Here is a 15676-nt window from a genome sequence, read left to right on the forward strand (position 1 = left end):
CGGGGTGTGCTCGAGATGACGCTGCAGCAGATCGCCACCGCCGTGGACGGCCTCGTCGTGGGTGACCCCGACCTCCTGGTCCGCGGGTCCGCCTACCTCGACACGCGTCGTGCCGTCGGGGACGGGCTCTTCGTCGCGGTGGCGGGGACGCGGGTCGACGGCCACGACCACGCGGGCGGGGCCCACGCCGTCCTCGGCTCCCGGCCGACGTCCGCGCCGACGGTGGTCGTCGCGGACACGACCGTGGCGCTCGGCCGGCTGGCTCGCGCGGTCGTCGCTCACCGGGCGCCCCGGGTCCTCGCCGTGACGGGCTCGCACGGCAAGACGGCGGTGAAGGAGTTCCTGGCCGCGATCCTGCCGGGCGCGACGGCGACGCACGGCAACCAGAACAACGAACTCGGGGTCGCCCTCACCGCGTTGCGGCTGCCCGCCCACGGCGGCGACCTGGTGGTGGAGATGGGAGCCCGCGCCGTCGGGCACCTGACCTACCTGGCCGGGATCACCCCGCCGGACCTCAGCGCCGTCACGGCGCTCGGACACTCCCACCTCGAGCGGTTCGGTGGCCCGCACCTGCTGGAGGCGGCGAAGCGCGAACTGCCGCAGGCGACCTCGGGGGTCTGCGTGCTGAACGCCGACGACCCGCGGGTGCTGGCGATGGCCGCCCACACCTGGGCGCGGGTCGTGACGTTCGGAACCCGCGGGGACGTCGGCTGGAGCGCGGTGACGCTGGACGAGGTCGGCCGGGCGAGTTTCCTGCTGCATCCCGGGGGCACGCCGGTGGGGGTGCGCCTGGGGGTGGTCGGCGCGCACCAGGTCGCCAACGCGGCCTGCGCCGCCGCCCTCGCCCTGGCCGCGGGAACCCCGGTGGAGACCGTCGTGGCCGGTCTGGAACGCACGGGCGCGGGCGAACGCCGGTTGCAACCCCGGCGCCGTGACGACGGCGGGCTGCTGCTCGACGACTGCTACAACGCGGCGCCCGCCTCGATGGCCGCCGCACTGCGGACCCTCGCGGCCGTCGGAGATCGCGGGCACCGGGTGGCCGTCCTGGGCGCCATGCGGGAACTGGGTGAGGCGAGTGACCGGGGGCACCGGATGGTGGCCGCGCTGGCCCGCCGTCTCGGGGTCGACGTCGTCGGGGTCGGTCCCGGCGCGCAGGGACTCGCGGCGGCCGGCACGTGGGTCGCGGACCCCGGGGCCGCGCTGGAAGTGTTGCGGGAGAGGCTGTCCCCCGACGACGTCGTGCTGGTCAAGGCGTCACGGACGGAACGACTGGAACGCGTCGCCGACGCCCTGCTCCCCCGGTAGCGCGACGGCGGCGCGCACGGAACCGTCCGTCCGCGCCAGCGCCTCCCGGGCCGCGGCGGGGTCGCGGCCGGTGAGCGCCACGACCAGCGCGGTGGGCAGTTCTCCGTCCGCCCGGGCGAGGGTCTCGGCAGCGGCGGGCGCGGTCAGTCCCGTGATCTCCTGCAGGACGCGGACGCTGCGCGCCTCCAGCTTGGCGTTGGTGGCGACCAGGGACACCATCAGGTTGGAGTAGGTGCGGCCCAGCCCGACCATGACGGCGGTCGAGAACCCGTTGAGCACCATCTTCGTCGCCGTCCCGGCCTTCAACCGGGTCGAGCCGGTGAGGACCTCGGGACCCGTGTCGACGGCGAGGACGTGGTCGGCGAGCCCCGCGAGGCGCGGTGCGGGGACGTTCGCGACCAGCGCCGTGGTGGCTCCGCGGGCGCGGGCCGCGCGCAACGCCCCGGCCACGAACGGGGTCCGTCCCGACGCGGCGATCCCGACCACCACGTCGTCGGGACCGAGCGACGCCACCGCCGCGGCTCCGGCGTCCTCGTCGTCCTCCGCGTTCTCGACCGCGTCGGTCAGGGCGCGCTCGCCCCCCGCGAGGTGGGCGACGAACCGGCCGGGTTCGAGGGTGAAGGTGGGGCGCAGCTCCGCGGCGTCGAGCACCGCGAGCCGCCCGGAGGTGCCCGCGCCGACGTAGTGGACGCCGCCCCCGCGCCGCAGGGCCGCGACGGTCGCGTCGACGAGGGCCGCGAGCTGCGGGAGCACGGCCGTCACGGCGTCGGCGACCCCGTGGTCGGCGTCGTTGAGCATCCTCAGCACCTCGAGGCTGTCGACCTCGTCGAGGTGGGCGGTGCCGGGGTGGCGCTGCTCGGTCGGCAGGCCTGCGGTCTCCGAGGCTGCGGTGTCGGAGGCTGTGGTCTCGGAGGCGGTGGTCCCGGACGCCGGGGTCGGGCTGGTCACCCGCTCAGGCTCGCACACGCGGGGAGCCCCAGGCCGGAGTCGAACCGGCGACCATCCGCTTACAAGGCGGGCGCTCTGGCCTCTGAGCTACTGGGGCGTGGGTCGTGCCCCGCAAGTCTGGCACACGGGGATCACCGTCCGTGGCCCCTCAGAGCAGGGTGTCGAGGTCCCACTCGGCCAGGTCGAGCACCGGCTCGGCGTCGAGCAGTCGCGGTTCGAACCAGACGACCTTGCCCGGGCCCGGGGACAGCTGCTCCACGCCCCAGTTCGTCGAGAGCGAGGCGACCAGTTGCAGACCTCGGCCGGTGGTCGCGGTCGTGGCGAAGTGCCGCGGTTGCAGGGGGGCCGGCGAGGAGTCCCGGACCTCGATCCGGACCCGGCCCGAGGGCAGCACCCGGACCGCGAGGGAGAAGTCGGTGCGAGCGTGCAGGACGGCGTTGGTGACCAGTTCGGAGACCGCGAGCTCCGCGGCCTCCTCCAGGTCCTCGGCGTCGAGACCGCGCAGCACCCCGCGCACGTAGCGGCGGGCCGAGGCGACGCTGCTGGCCATCGACTCCATGACCATCGGTTCCCCCACCAGGTCCCCCGCGCTCTCGCCCGCACCGTCGGGCCGGGGGCCGGGGCGCGGGGCGAGCGAGTGCGCGGACGGCCGCGGGCCGGGAACGAACGAGGTCCCGGCCGGGGGACGCCAGGCGCGCGGTTCCTCGCCGGCCAGCTGACGCACCGACTCCTCGACGAACCACCGCCGGTAGGCGACCACCTCCTGGGAGGCGGGCAGGCTGAGGAGCTGCTCGGACCGGCAGAAGGCGTCGGCCTCCTCGAGGACCCGGCCCAGCCCCTGGACGAAGACGCCCGCGCTGAGCGGCACGGTGTAGGTGACGTCGCAGAAGTCGTCCCCCGCGGCGAGCGCGGCGGCGATCACGGCGTCCGGTGCCGCCCGGAAGGCGACGTAGGTGGTGTCGAGCTCCGCGGCGATCTGCAGCAACCGCAGCGGCAGGCTCGGATCCTCGCCGTCCTGGGCCGCGATGCGGATGAGGGAGAGCTCGCGCGTGAGTTCCTGCAGGTGCTGGCCGAACCGCACGCGGGCCTGGACGGGGAGTCCGAGCAGGTGCACCTGGACGAAGCGCTCCGATCCCTCCACCCTCCGAGTGTTGCACGGGGGCACGCTCGACGGTCCGTCGACGTTTCGCCGCGTCGGTCGCGGGGTGCGCGACCCCCGTCACGGGGTGACGCTGTCGGGGTGCCCGCCCTGCGAGACCCCTCGCGCCCCACCTCCGACCTCGCCCGGCGCGTTCGTCAGGCCTTCCGCAGCCGGGTCTCCGGCGACCCCACCGGGGCACCGGACTGGGTGCGCGACATCGCCCTCGTCGGGACCGGTCCCGGGTGGTTCGACCCCGAGGGCGTGGTCTGGCGGGTCCACGGCGACCTCTCGACCCTCGTCGGCGGGATCGCGGCCCTGCTCGGGCAGGGCGCGCACCCGCTGGCCTCGGCGGGGGTGCAGCGTCACTCCTCCTACCGCAGCGACCCGTGGGCCCGGCTCGCCGGGACGGCCCGGTGGCTGGTCCTGACGACGTTCGGCTCGGCGGAGCTCGCCGAACGCGAGGCCGGGCGGGTGCGGGGGATGCACGAACGGGTCCGCGGCACGACGGCCGCGGGCCGGGCCTACTCGGCGTCCGACCCGGAACTGCTGCGCTGGGTCCACCTGGCCTTCACCGACGCCTTCCTCGCCGCGCAGACCGCCGTCGGGCAGGACCTCGCACCGCGGTTCGGCCGGACCTGGGGCGACGACTACGTCGCGGACTGGGCGCGCAGCGCCCGGGCGCTCGGGGCGGAGGACCTCCCGTCCTCGCGGGCCGGGCTGGCGGAGGCCCTGCGGGAGCTGGAGCCGCACCTGGAACCGGTGCCGGCGGACCTGCTGGGTTTCATCGCCGACCCGAGCGGCCTGAACCGCGTCGAACGGGGTTTCTACGCCGAGCTGGGGCGGGCGGCGCAACTGGTGGTCTCCCCGTCGGTGGCGCGCTTCGCCGGAGTCCCCGGCCGGGGTGACCGCTCGCCCGCGGCCCGGGCCCGTCTCCTCCGCGCCCGGTGGGAGCTGCGGGCGCTGCACCTGACCCTCGGCCGGTTCAGCCCCTCGGAGGAGGCGGCCCGGTTCCGCACCGGGTCGGCGCCCCGGCCGGACTGGCTCGACGCGCACCCCGCCCGGCACCCCGCCTGACGGTGCGCGGGGGCGTCGTACGGTGGGGGCCGGCCCACCCCGAGGAGAACCGCCCATGCACGTCGGAGTCGACAATTTCGTCTCGGCCATCACCGACCCGGCGACCGGTCAGGTGGTCGGGCCGGAGGAGCGGATGCAGGACCTCCTCGACGAGATCGTCCTCGCCGACCAGTCCGGGGTCCACGCCTTCGGGATCGGCGAGCACCACCGACCCGAGTTCTACGACTCCGCCCCCGTCGTGGTGCTGGCCGCGGCCGCCGCGCGCACCACCCGCATCCGCCTCGCCAGCGCCGTCCTGGTCCTCAGCGCCGCGGACCCGGTCCGGGTGTTCCAGGAGTTCTCCACCCTCGACCTCATCGCCCACGGCCGCACCGACCTCGTCGTCGGCCGGGGTTCGTTCACCGAGGCCTACCCGTTGTTCGGTCTCGACCTGCGCGACTACGCCTCCCTCTTCGAGGAGAAGCTCGACCTGCTGCTGCGGCTGCGCGCCTCCGAGAAGGTGACCTGGTCCGGCCGCCACCGCCCGGAACTGGTCGACCAGGGCGTCTACCCGCGTCCGGTGCAGCACCCGCTGCCGGTGTGGGTGGGGGTCGGGGGGACCCCGGAGTCCTTCGTCCGCGCGGGGCTGCTCGGGCTGCCCCTGGTGGTCGCCATCATCGGCGGTGAACCGGCCCGGTTCCGCCCGCTCGTCGACCTCTACCGCCGCGCCGGCGCCGAGGCCGGGCACGCCCCCGAGACCCTGCGGGTGGCCCTGCACCTGCCGGGGTTCGTCGACCACACCTCCGCGGCGGCCCGGGACGCGTTCTTCCCCGGCTGGTTCGAGATGATGGGCCGCATCGGGCGGGAACGGGGTTTCGCCCCGCCGAACCGGGCCCAGTTCGAGCAGCAGGCCGGACCCGACGGGGCCTTCGTCATCGGCGACCCCGGCACGGTGGCCGGGAAGCTCACCCGGATCGCGGCGTCGCTCGGCGGGGTGGAACGCATCTCGTTGCAGATGACCAACCCGCAGACCTCGCACGCGAGTCTGATGCGCAGCATCGAACTGCTCGGCAGTGCGGTGGTTCCCGCGGTCGCCTGACCCTCAGGCGATCGCCGACGGGGCCGACGGGGCCGCCCGTTCCCCCGCGCGGACCACGACGACGCCGGCGAGGACCAGCGCCCCGCCGGCGAGCTGGATCCCCCGGGGCAGTTCGTCGAGGAGGAGCCAGGCGAGCACGACGGCCGAGACCACCTCGAGCAGGGCGACGAACGAGGCGAGGCGGGACCCGAGGCGACGGCTCGCGGCGATCCCCGTGACGTAGGCGAAGGCCGCGGTGACGAGTCCCAGGCCCAGGACGGACACGACCCACGGCACGGGGCTCCCGCCGTACACGGCGTCGTCGGTGCCGGCGTCCAGCGGCAACGCGCCGACCGCCCCGAGCGCTCCCAGCAGCACCGCGGCCACGAGCAGCCCGCCGCCGGCCAGGGCCAGCGGCGGCAACCCGTTGTCCTCGTCGGCGGAGAGGACGAAGTACGACGCGGCACCGACCATGGCCCCGAGGGCCCACAGGACCCCGATCCCGTCGAGTTCGACCCCGGAGAAGAGGTCCAGCACGGCGACCAGGCCGAGTCCGGCGATCGCCGTCCCGACGACGGTCAGGGGCCGTGGGCGCTGCCCCTGACGCAGCCACGACCACAGGACGACGGCCGCGGGGGCGGTGTACTCGATGAGCAGCGCGGGTCCCACCTGCAGCCGCTGCACGGCGGAGAAGTAGCAGAACTGGGCACCCGCGACGGCGAGGACCCCGTACGCGAGGACGACGAGGACGTTGCGGCGCAGCAGGTCCCACCGTCCGCGCAGCGAGCGCGCGCCGAAGGGCGCCACGATCACCGCGGCCAGGGCGATGCGGGCGCTGACCACGGCGCCGGGGCTCCAGCCGGTGTCGAGGAGGCCGCGCGCCAACGGGCCGGAGAGGGAGAAGCTGACCGCGGAGAGCACCGCGAGGGCGAGCCCGCCCGCGGCACGGGAGTCCGGTCCGGTCACCGCTGCACGACGGGGACGTGCGGCGCCGTCAGCGCGTTCCGCGCGCGGCCGCGCCCGCCAGCCGGGCGATCCCCGCGTCGCGCAGCAGACGCACCGGCGACGCCGGGTTGAACGAGCGCGCCGCCTCGGTCAGGGCCGCCAGCGCCGCGGGTTCCAGCCGGACCTGCGCGGCCTCGACGTTGAACTCCAGCTGCTCGACGCTGGAGGCCCCCGGGATGACGACCACCCGGGGCTGGGCCACCAGCCAGGCCAGCGCCGCCTGGGCCGGGCGGACCCCGTGCCCGGCCGCGACCTCGCGCAGGGTGTCGAGCAGCGGCTGGGCCCGCCGCAGGTTGTCGACCGCGAACAGCGGGTTCGCCGCCCGGACCCCACCGGGGCGGTTCGCCTCGGAGTACCTCCCACCCAGCAGTCCCTGCGCCAGCGGGCTGTAGGCGATGACGATCCGGTCGTTCGCCGCGGCGAAGGGCACCAGGTCCTCCAGCGGCCCGGGGTGGGCCAGGGAGAACTGCACCTGGTTGCTGACCACCGGGACGCCGAGCGCCCGGTCCGCCTGCCGCCAGCGCGCGAGGGAGTAGTTCGAGACCCCCACGGCGCCGATGCGTCCTTCGCCCAGCAAGCGCTGCAGGCCGGGCATGACGACGGTGTCCGGGAAGACCGGGTTCGCCTGGTGCACCTGGTAGAGCGGGATCCGGTCGAGACCGAGACGGCGGGCGCTCGCCACCGCCCGCTGGTGGACGACGGCGGGCAGCGGCAGGACCGGGAAGACCTTGCTCGCGACGACGACGTCGCGCCGGCGCCCCCCGAGCGCCTCACCCAGGATCCGTTCGCTGCGCCCGAAGGCGTAGACCTCGGCCGTGTCGAAGAGGGTCACCCCGAGTTCCAGGGCACGGCGCACGATCTCACCCGCGGGGCCGTCGGCGTACTGCGCGCCGTAGCCCCACTCCCGCGAACCGAACTGCCACGTGCCCAGCCCGACGCGCGAGACCGGGCCGAGCCCGGCGACCTCGAGGGTTTCCATGTCCGTCAGTCTCCGCCGCCGGGTGGCCCGCGCACCACCGGGGTGGCGGTCACCAGCCGCGGAGCACCAACCGCCGCTCGGAACCCGTGACGGCCAGCAGCGTCTCCGGGGCGACCCCGGTCATCCAGTCCACCAGCTCGGCCCCGTGCTCGGCGAACGCCCGGAGCAGGACCTCGTGCTCCAGCAACCGACCCGGCGAGTAGCGCGCCCAGCGGGTCACGAACCGTCCCTCGAACACGCCGTAGCGCGCCCCGTCCCGGACGCCCACGACGTAGGCCGCGAGTTCGCCGTCGAGGCGCAGGACCGCGAGTTCACGCCGGCCGAGGTCGCCCAGCGCGGCCAGCCGGTGCCGCCAGGTGTCGCGCCCGGACGGGGTGTCCAGCGCGCACACGAGACCGTGCGCCGCGTCGCGGTCGCGGTAGGCCGCCTCGAGGTCGGGCAGCGTCGCCTCGAACGTCGCCGCGTCGTCGGAGAACTCGAACTCGAGGTGCACCCCGTCGTGGACGATGCGGTTGTGCGTCTTGCGCAGGTTCTTGCGCATCCCCCCGCTCACCAGCGGGGCGTCGTCCTGCGGGCGCAGCACGAAGGGCACCGGGTCCAGGTCGAGCAGCCGGGCCCCGGCCCCGGCGGCCAGGGCGTGCACGCGCGGGTCGTCGGGCAGTTCGGCCAGGTGCAGTTCGCTCCCCCGCAGTCGCGCGTGCTCCGCCAGGACCACCCCGAGCCGGTCGGCGACCTCCGGGCTGCTCGCCGGGAAGGACGCGGCGTAGCCGCCGCCCCCCGCGAGGAGTTCGCTGACCCGGCCGCTGTCGTGCACGCGGTCGACGACGACGACGGCCGCCTCGTCCTGCCCCTGCTGGACGTGCACGGCCCAGACCGCGGCGGGCGGCGCGACGTCGAGGACCCTGCGCAACCAGGCCGTGGTGGCCGTGGCGGGAGTTCCCGGACGGCCGTGCAGGTCGCGGGAACGCACCAGGTGCGCGGCCACCTCGGCACGGCCTTCCAGCACGGTGTGGTCGGGTGCGAGCCGGCGCACCGACGACGTGGTCACGAGGAACCTCCAGGAGAAGCGGTCAGGACGGGCGTGGTGAGCGGGTGGCTGGGAACGGTGGCCGGGTCGTGCTCGGTCAGCCAGCGTTCGAGTTCGTGCGCGGGGAGGGCCTTGGCGTAGAGCCAGCCCTGCAGGACGTCGCACCCGGCGGCGGCGAGTTCCCGGCTCGTCGCCTCGTCCTCGACGCCCTCGGCCACCAGCCGCAGGCCGAGGGAGTGCGCGAGCATGATCGTCGACTGGACGATCGCGAGCGCCCGGGTGTCCCCCATGAGGTCGGTGAGGAAGGACTTGTCGAGCTTGAGGTCGTCGATGGGCAGTTCCCGCAGGTAGGCCAGCGAGGAGTACCCGGTGCCGTAGTCGTCGACGGCGACCCGGATGCCCTTGGCGCGCAACCCTTCGAGGATCCCCTGGGCCCGTTCCCGGTCCACCATGAGGAAGTCCTCGGTGATCTCGATCTCCAGCAGTCTCGCCGGTAGCTGTCGTTCGGTCAGCATCTTCGAGACCCGGTCGGGCAGGTCCTGGTCCCCCAGCGACGACGCGGAGAGGTTCACCGCGATCGCGAGGGGTCTCCCGGCCCGCCACCACACGGCGGCCTGGTCGAGGGCCTGCTCGAGCACGGCGCGGGTCAGGTCCTCCATCAGTCCCGCGGTCTCCACGACCGGGAGGAACGCGTCCGGCATCAGCAGGCCGCGCCGCGGGTGCTGCCAGCGGACGAGCGCCTCGACGCTGTCCACGCCGCCCGTGGCGACGTCGATCTTCGGCTGGTAGTGCAGGAGGAGGCGGCGCGCGGCGATGTCGGCGCGGAGGAGTTCCGCGGTCTCCAACCGCTCCCCCGACGCGAACTCGTCGACGTCGACGGAGTAGGCGAACGTGCCGAGGTGGCGGGTCTTCGCGTGGTACATCGCGACGTCGGCCTGGCGCAGCAGGGTGGGGAGTTCCGCGGAACCCACCGGCAGGACGGAGATCCCGATGCTCGTGCGGGCCCGGACCTGCACCCCTTCGAGGGTGTACGCCTGCATCAGCGACTCGTGGATGGCGTCGGCCAGTTCCTGGGCGGGCGCGAACCCGGCCCCGATCCGGGCGATGGCGAACTCGTCACCGCCCAGGCGGGTCACGACGGTGTCCGGGGCGTCGGCGACCTCGCGCAGGCGCCGGGCGACGTCGCGCAGCAGGGAGTCGCCGGCCTGGTGACCCAGGCTGTCGTTGACCTCCTTGAAACCGTCGAGGTCGAGCAGCAGCAGGGCCACGGGCGTGTCGGGTCCGGCCGCGGCCAGGAGTTCCGGCGTGCGCCGGTACAGGGCCCGGCGGTTGCCGAGGCCGGTGAGTTCGTCCGTCATCGCGAGTTCGCGGTGCTCGGCGAGGCGGGTGACCTCGCGGAAGGTGAAGAGCAGCCGGCCCAGCGCGCTGAGGACGACGGCGGCGGCGAGGGCGACCGCGACCGGGTGCAGGGGGTGCAGGTGGTCGACGACGAACACGGCGAGGGCGACGAGCGTCGAGAGGACCGGGATCGAGAGCAGCGCCCACCCGGGCAGTCGCGGACCGCTGGGCGCGGAGGGCCAGCCGGGGGTGAAACCCATGAGGACGACGCCGAGGACCCAGACCCCGTCGGTGGGACCGCCGGAGGTGTAGGTGCCCTGGGCGGTCGCGAACAGGTAGGCGAGGTCGGCGACGACGAACACGACGAGCCCCGCCGCCAGCAACCACAACCCCTTGGGCGGGCGCCAGCCGTGGAGGGAGAGGACCGCGGCGAGGACGAGGAGCAGGACCAGGTCGAGCGCGGGGTAGGCCGACGTCGTCGCGACCGCCGCCCACGAACCGGAGGCGGAGACGATGGGACCGATCACCGCGGCCGCGGCGACGGCGCCGACCGCGAGGCCGCCGACGACCCCGTCCAGCCACAGGCTGCGCGCGTGCCGCGCGTCGCGGCGCTGGGCGAGCAGGATGAGCAGGACGAAGATCGAGGGGTAGAACAGGAGGAACCCCACGTCGGCCCCGGAGGGGTAGGGCTGGTCGGCCAGGGGACGGACGAAGATCGTCCAGTACACGTTGCCGGAACCGTAGACCGCCAGGGCCGCGCTCAGCAGGTACCCGCCCCGACGCGGCCCGTCGATCTGCAGGGTGCGCAGGAGGCAGAGCGCCGCCGCCGACTCGTAGGCGAGGTTGTTCAGCAGCCCGTCGAGCAGGAACGAGTACCCCTCGTGGGGGCGGACCCCCGGGATCGTCGAGAGGGCGAAGGCGAGGGGTGGGCTGAGCAGCACGGCGTGCAACGGCAGCGACCAACGCGTCAGCGTGGGCCGGGTCTGCCCGCGTCGAACGAACACGAGGTCCTCCTGGGGTCACAGGAGTTGTCGGTGCCCCGGGCCCCCAGCTCGACCCGCCGAACGGGTGCCTCGCTGCACAGGTCAGCCCAGGGCGCAGAACGCGGCACCCACGAGGACCACCACGACCCCACCCGCCTGGACGCCGCTCAGTCGCTCGCCGTGGAACCGGCGCGCCAGCAGCAGGGTCACGGCCGGGTAGAGCGAGGCCAGGACCGCGACGACGCTGACCAGTCCGCTGCTGGAGGCCACCGCGTAGGCGGCCGTCGCGGCGAGGTCGAGGACCCCGAGGCCCAGCAACGGCGGCAGGTCGCCCCGGACGACCGGGGGCGACTGCCGTCGCTTCGCCAGCGCCACCGCGAGGACCACGACGACCGAGGAGAGCCGCATGCCGAGCAGGGACCCCGGCACGGAGACCTCGCTCCCCCGGGCCAGGGCGTAGATCTCGACGCCGAAGAGCACCGCGGCGACCAGGGCGAGGGTGATCGCCCGGCCCTGCCCCTTCTTCGCGGCCGTGACGTCCGGTCCGGCGGTGGCGACGACGCCGAGGACCGCGAGCACTGCCCCCAGCACCTGCAGCGTCGCGGGGCGTTCACCGCCGGCCACCGAGATGACGAAGGGGACGAGCATGCCGCAGGAGGCGATCGGGGCGACGACGCCCATGGTCCCGATGGCGAGCGCCGTGTAGAGCGCGCCCATCGCCGCGGCCCACGTCACACCGGCCAGGACCGACCAGCCGATCCAGTTCCCGTCCGGGACGTGGGAGAGGTGACCGCTCGCGGCGAGGACGACCAGCAGCACGAGCGCCGACAGGACCTGGGAGACGGCGAGGACCTGGACGGCCCGCAGCCGTCGGCTGACGCTGCCCCCCAGGAAGTCCGACGTGCCCCACAGCACGCTGGCGAGGAGGGCGAGGACGGCGCTCACAGGAGGTCCCGCGGGGAGTTCGGCGAGGGGGTCGGCGGGAGGAGGTGCACGAGGGTGCTTCGTCAGGGCGGTGCCCGTCCTTGAGGTCCTCCGGGCCGGCCTCCGTCGCCGGGACCACCCTGACATGCTGACGGCCCGTGCTGACGATCGCGCCCCGTCGGGGCCCGGGCAGGAGGTGGGTCGTGACCGAGTCCTCCCCGACCGGGGCCGGCGTCGCGTACGCGAGCGGTCCCGGGCGCTGGATCCTGCTCACCACGATCCTCGGGTCGGGCCTGGCCTCGCTGGACGCCAGCGTCGTCGGGGTCGCCCTGCCCACCATCGGGCGGGAGCTGCACGTCGACCTCGCCGCGCTGCAGGGGGTCGTCAACGGCTACACCCTCACCCTCGCCGGTCTGCTGCTGCTCGGCGGTGGCCTCGGTGACCGCTTCGGGCGACGACGGGTGTTCCAGGTCGGTGTCGTGTGGTTCGCGCTGGCCTCGCTGCTGTGCGGGCTGGCCCCGGACGCGCCGGTCCTCGTCGCCGCCCGGGCGTTGCAGGGGGTGGGGGCCGCGTTGCTGACCCCGGGGAGCCTGGCCGTCCTGCACGCGGCGTTCCGCGCGGAGGACCGCTCCCGGGCCGTCGGGGCGTGGTCGGGTCTGGGGGGTGTCGCCGTCGCCGTCGGCCCCTTCCTGGGCGGCTGGATCCTCGGGGTGGGGTCGTGGCGCTGGCTGTTCCTCATCAACCTCCCCGTCGCGGTCGTCGTCGTGCTGGTGTCCTCCCGCCACGTGCCGGAGTCCCGGGCGCCGCACGTCGACGGGCGTCTCGACGTGCTCGGCGCGCTGACGATCACCGCCACCCTGGCCGCCCTCACCTACGGACTCGTCGAGGGTCCCGGCCGGGGGTGGTCCTCCGCCGCCGTCCTCGGGAGCCTGCTGGCCGCGGTGCTGCTGTTCGGGGCGTTCCTGCTCCGCGAGGCCCGGACGCGGAACCCGTTGCTGCCGCTGGGGTTGTTCCGCCGACGGCAGTTCTCCGCGGTGAACGCGGTGACGTTCGTCGTCTACGCCGCGCTGGGCGGGACGTTCTTCCTGCTGCCCGTCGTGCTGCAGACCGCCGTCGGCTACAGCCCGCTGGCCGCCGGGACGTCCCTGCTGCCGGTGACCGTCGTCATGCTGCTGCTGTCGTCGCGGTCGGGGGCGCTCGCCGCGCGTCGTGGGCCCCGGCTGCAGTTGAGCGTGGGGCCGCTGATCGCCGGGGCCGGGTTGCTGCTGCTCACCCGCCTCGACGCCTCGGGTTCCTACCCGACGCAGGTGCTCCCCGCGGTCCTGGTCTTCGGGCTGGGGCTGGCCGTCACCGTCGCCCCGTTGACCTCGACCGCGCTGGACGCCGCGCCGGACGCGCAGGCGGGGATCGCCTCCGCCACCAACACCGTCGTCGCCCGGACCGCGGGTCTCGTCGCCGTGGCGGTGCTCCCCGCCGCCGCCGGCATCAGCGGCGACGACTACCTGCGTCCGGCGGCTCTGCTCGGAGGTTTCCACGCGGCCGTCGTGATCGCCGCGATCGTCTGCGCCGCAGGGGGAGTGCTGGCCGCCCTGACGCTGCGCACCGGCCCCGACCGGAGCGAGGCACCCGCCCCGCACGAGATGAGCTGCGCGCTCGACGCGCCGCCGCTGCGCCGAGGGGGGTAGCGAGAGGCACTCCCGGCGCGGACGGGGGGTCTCCTACGGTCGACCGGTGAACCGCCTGCTCATCCCCTCCGCCGCCCTGTTCTGGGGTCTGCAGTTCGCCTTCCTCAACCCCGCCCTGGCCCTGCTGCTCGTCGCGCTCTACGACGCGGACGCCCGGCAGGTGGGGCTGGTGCTGGCCCTCTACAACGTCGGCGGTTTCGTGGCCTCCCTGCTGGTGCCCGCCTACGCCGACCGCCGGGGTGACTACCTGCGGCCGATGCTCGGCTGCGGGGTGATGACCGTCGCGCTGGCGGTGGTGCTCGGACTCAGCCGCAGCCTCCCCCTCGCCGTCGTCGCGCTCGTGCTGCTCGGCGGCCCCGCCGGGGTCGGCAACTCCCTGCTCTTCGCCCACCTGCGCCACTCCGGGGCGAGCTCCTCCGACGTCATCGGCACCCGCGCCATCGCGTCGTTCGCCTGGGTGGCGGGTCCCCCGGTCGCCACCCTGGTCATCGGCGCGTTCGGCGACCGGGCCGTGCTGGTCCCGCTGGCCGTCGTCGCCGCGCTGACCGTCGGGACGGCGACGCTGATGCTGCGGGCCGACCGCTCGCACACCCCCGGGACGAGGTCCGGCGCCGCCGACGACCACGAGCCGACGACGCGCGCGGCCGTGGCCGGCATCGTCGTGGCCTTCGTCCTGCTGCAGGCGACGAACAGCGCCGCCGTCTCGATCATGAGCCTGTTCACCACCCGGGACCTGGGTCTGCCGGTGGCGTGGGCCGGCGCCGCCCTCGGGCTGGCCGCGGGTCTGGAGATCCCGGCGCTGCTGCTGGTCGCGCGGCTGACGAAGCGCTTCGCGAACTTCACGTTGCTGGTCGCGGGCTGCCTGGCCGGGATCGCGTACTACGCGGCGATGACGTTCGTGGATGGTCCCGTCACGCTCCTCTGCGCCCAGGTCCTCAACGCCTGCTTCTTCGCCGTCGTCGCCGGGGTCGGGCTCACCCTCTTCCAGCAGGTGATCCCGCGCCCGGGGCTGGCCTCGGGCCTCTACGTGAACGCCCGCCGGGTCGGCGCCGTGATCTCCGGCCCGCTCATCGCCTTCGGCGCGGGCACCTCGCGCGGGTACGGCGGGATCTACGCCGTCTGCGCGGGGCTCACGGCGCTCAGCCTGGTGACCGTCCTGGTGCTGCGTCGGGGACGTCGTCCGACCGTCACCGCGGGCTGAGAGGAGGACCTCCGGGGTCAGCCGAGGTGCTCGACGTGGGCGAGCAGGCGGCTCGCCTCGTCCACCCAACCGTGGGACCGGGCGTGGCCGAGCATCCCCTCGAAACCCCGCTGCCAGTCGTCGGAGGCCGACGTCCCCGCGGCGAGGCGCAGGAACCCGGGTTCCACGGCGACCTGCTTGGCCGAGTGCCCGGTGCCGGCTCCGGCCGACTCCAGGGCCGCGACGACGGCCGCCATCGTCAGCCCCGACGCCTCGACGTGGAACCGGTCGAGCACGTCGACGTCCTCGACCGCGACGGACCCGTCGTCCCCGACCCGGACGATCATCTCGAACCTCCTCCTCGACGGGGCTCTCACCCCGGTGGGCACGTCAACCGAGTGCGGCGCCGGCGGCGCGCAGTTCCTCCAGGGCGGCGGACGCGTGGGGCCACAACCCCCCGGCCTCGTCGGGCGCGGCGTCGGCCCACCGGGCGTACCCGAGCTTGAAGGCCATGACGCCCATCTCGGCGGCCAGGTGGGCGGCGGTCGGGGGAACTCCCCGCCCGACGAGGGCGTCCGTCATCGCCGCGGCCATCCCGACGCTCTTGAGCGCGTCCCGTTCCCGCAGTTCCGCGTTGGCGGCCACGGCGGCCTTCAGACGGGGTCCGAGTTCCCGGTTCGCGGGACCCATCTCGGCGCAGGCGCGTTCGAGACCCGCGGCGACGGCCGCCAGCGGGGCGGCCCCGGCGGGCGCCGCGGTGATGCCCTCGGCCAGCAGGGCGCTCAGGGTCTCCTGCCCCGCGACGAGCAGTTCCCGCTTGTCCGGGAAGTGGCGGAAGAAGGTGCTCTTGGTGACCCCGGCCCGGTCGGCGATCTGCGCGACCGTCGTGGCGTCGTAGCCCTGCTCGACGAACAGGTCCACGGCCGCGACGACGAGGCGTTCGCGAGCGCCGGGTTCCCATCGAGCCATGACGACATCATAGGTGACGGGACTTTTGTCCCATCAGGCTGTACGGTGATGAGACAAGAGT

General features: G+C 74.7%; 14 protein-coding genes and 1 tRNA gene. 5 read left to right on the plus strand and 10 right to left on the minus strand.

Features of this window, described 5'->3' with window-relative positions:
* The first annotated feature begins 15 nt into the window (after window positions 1–15).
* On the plus strand, window positions 16–1305 hold the full coding sequence (locus AC0I8G_RS00880; protein WP_471728440.1) for a UDP-N-acetylmuramoyl-tripeptide--D-alanyl-D-alanine ligase: 1290 nt from the start codon (window positions 16–18) through the stop codon (window positions 1303–1305).
* Here the strand turns inward: AC0I8G_RS00880 and AC0I8G_RS00885 are convergent.
* The 3 genes from AC0I8G_RS00885 to AC0I8G_RS00895 form a co-directional block, all read right to left on the minus strand.
* Window positions 1255–2253 (minus strand): N-acetylmuramic acid 6-phosphate etherase, encoded by a 999-nt coding sequence (locus AC0I8G_RS00885; RefSeq protein ID WP_471728282.1) that lies wholly within the window; start codon window positions 2251–2253, stop codon window positions 1255–1257. The two genes, AC0I8G_RS00880 and AC0I8G_RS00885, sit on opposite strands and share 51 nt — an antisense overlap.
* A gap of 24 nt (window positions 2254–2277) precedes the next feature.
* A tRNA-Thr gene (locus AC0I8G_RS00890) sits at window positions 2278–2350 on the minus strand.
* A gap of 51 nt (window positions 2351–2401) precedes the next feature.
* On the minus strand, window positions 2402–3394 hold the full coding sequence (locus tag AC0I8G_RS00895) for an ATP-binding protein (protein ID WP_471728283.1): 993 nt from the start codon (window positions 3392–3394) through the stop codon (window positions 2402–2404).
* A gap of 99 nt (window positions 3395–3493) precedes the next feature.
* Between AC0I8G_RS00895 and AC0I8G_RS00900 the strand changes: the two genes are divergently transcribed.
* Both AC0I8G_RS00900 and AC0I8G_RS00905 read left to right on the plus strand, forming a co-directional pair.
* The gene (locus tag AC0I8G_RS00900) at window positions 3494–4468 is read left to right on the plus strand and encodes an oxygenase MpaB family protein (protein WP_471728284.1); all 975 of its coding nucleotides are present in this window, start codon (window positions 3494–3496) and stop codon (window positions 4466–4468) included.
* 55 nt (window positions 4469–4523) lie between these two features.
* Window positions 4524–5546: an Atu2307/SP_0267 family LLM class monooxygenase gene (locus AC0I8G_RS00905; RefSeq protein WP_471728285.1), complete on the plus strand. Its 1023-nt coding sequence runs from the start codon at window positions 4524–4526 to the stop codon at window positions 5544–5546.
* A 3-nt stretch (window positions 5547–5549) separates the two neighbouring features.
* Here AC0I8G_RS00905 and AC0I8G_RS00910 read toward each other — a convergent pair whose 3' ends face one another.
* From AC0I8G_RS00910 to AC0I8G_RS00930, 5 genes are all read right to left on the minus strand, one after another.
* Window positions 5550–6491: an EamA family transporter gene (locus AC0I8G_RS00910; protein ID WP_471728286.1), complete on the minus strand. Its 942-nt coding sequence runs from the start codon at window positions 6489–6491 to the stop codon at window positions 5550–5552.
* Window positions 6492–6519: 28 nt separating this feature from the next.
* Window positions 6520–7509, minus strand: coding sequence for an aldo/keto reductase (locus AC0I8G_RS00915; RefSeq protein WP_471728287.1), 990 nt, complete (start codon window positions 7507–7509; stop codon window positions 6520–6522).
* 49 nt (window positions 7510–7558) lie between these two features.
* Complete coding sequence (locus AC0I8G_RS00920; RefSeq protein WP_471728288.1) at window positions 7559–8557, minus strand: GNAT family N-acetyltransferase; 999 nt, start codon at window positions 8555–8557, stop codon at window positions 7559–7561.
* Entirely contained in the window at window positions 8554–10878 is a 2325-nt protein-coding gene (locus tag AC0I8G_RS00925) for a putative bifunctional diguanylate cyclase/phosphodiesterase (protein WP_471728289.1), read from the minus strand. Before AC0I8G_RS00925 ends, AC0I8G_RS00920 begins: the two co-directional genes overlap by 4 nt.
* An 81-nt stretch (window positions 10879–10959) precedes the next feature.
* Window positions 10960–11802 carry an EamA family transporter gene (locus AC0I8G_RS00930; protein ID WP_471728290.1) on the minus strand — a complete coding sequence of 281 codons (843 nt, stop codon included), beginning with the start codon at window positions 11800–11802 and terminating at the stop codon, window positions 10960–10962.
* 182 nt (window positions 11803–11984) lie between these two features.
* On the opposite strand from AC0I8G_RS00930, the gene AC0I8G_RS00935 reads away from it, so the two are divergent.
* A complete protein-coding gene (locus AC0I8G_RS00935) occupies window positions 11985–13466 on the plus strand; it encodes a DHA2 family efflux MFS transporter permease subunit (RefSeq protein WP_471728291.1) in 1482 nt (493 codons plus the stop codon).
* A 46-nt stretch (window positions 13467–13512) separates the two neighbouring features.
* A complete protein-coding gene (locus AC0I8G_RS00940; protein WP_471728292.1) occupies window positions 13513–14667 on the plus strand; it encodes an MFS transporter in 1155 nt (384 codons plus the stop codon).
* A 17-nt stretch (window positions 14668–14684) separates the two neighbouring features.
* On the opposite strand, the gene AC0I8G_RS00945 is transcribed toward AC0I8G_RS00940, so the two are convergent.
* A complete protein-coding gene (locus AC0I8G_RS00945; RefSeq protein ID WP_471728293.1) occupies window positions 14685–14993 on the minus strand; it encodes a hypothetical protein in 309 nt (102 codons plus the stop codon).
* Between the two features lie 43 nt (window positions 14994–15036).
* Window positions 15037–15615 carry a TetR/AcrR family transcriptional regulator gene (locus AC0I8G_RS00950; RefSeq protein ID WP_471728294.1) on the minus strand — a complete coding sequence of 193 codons (579 nt, stop codon included), beginning with the start codon at window positions 15613–15615 and terminating at the stop codon, window positions 15037–15039.
* Between the last annotated feature and the right edge of the window lie 61 nt (window positions 15616–15676).

Source organism: Kineococcus sp. AC630 (assembly GCF_979255925.1).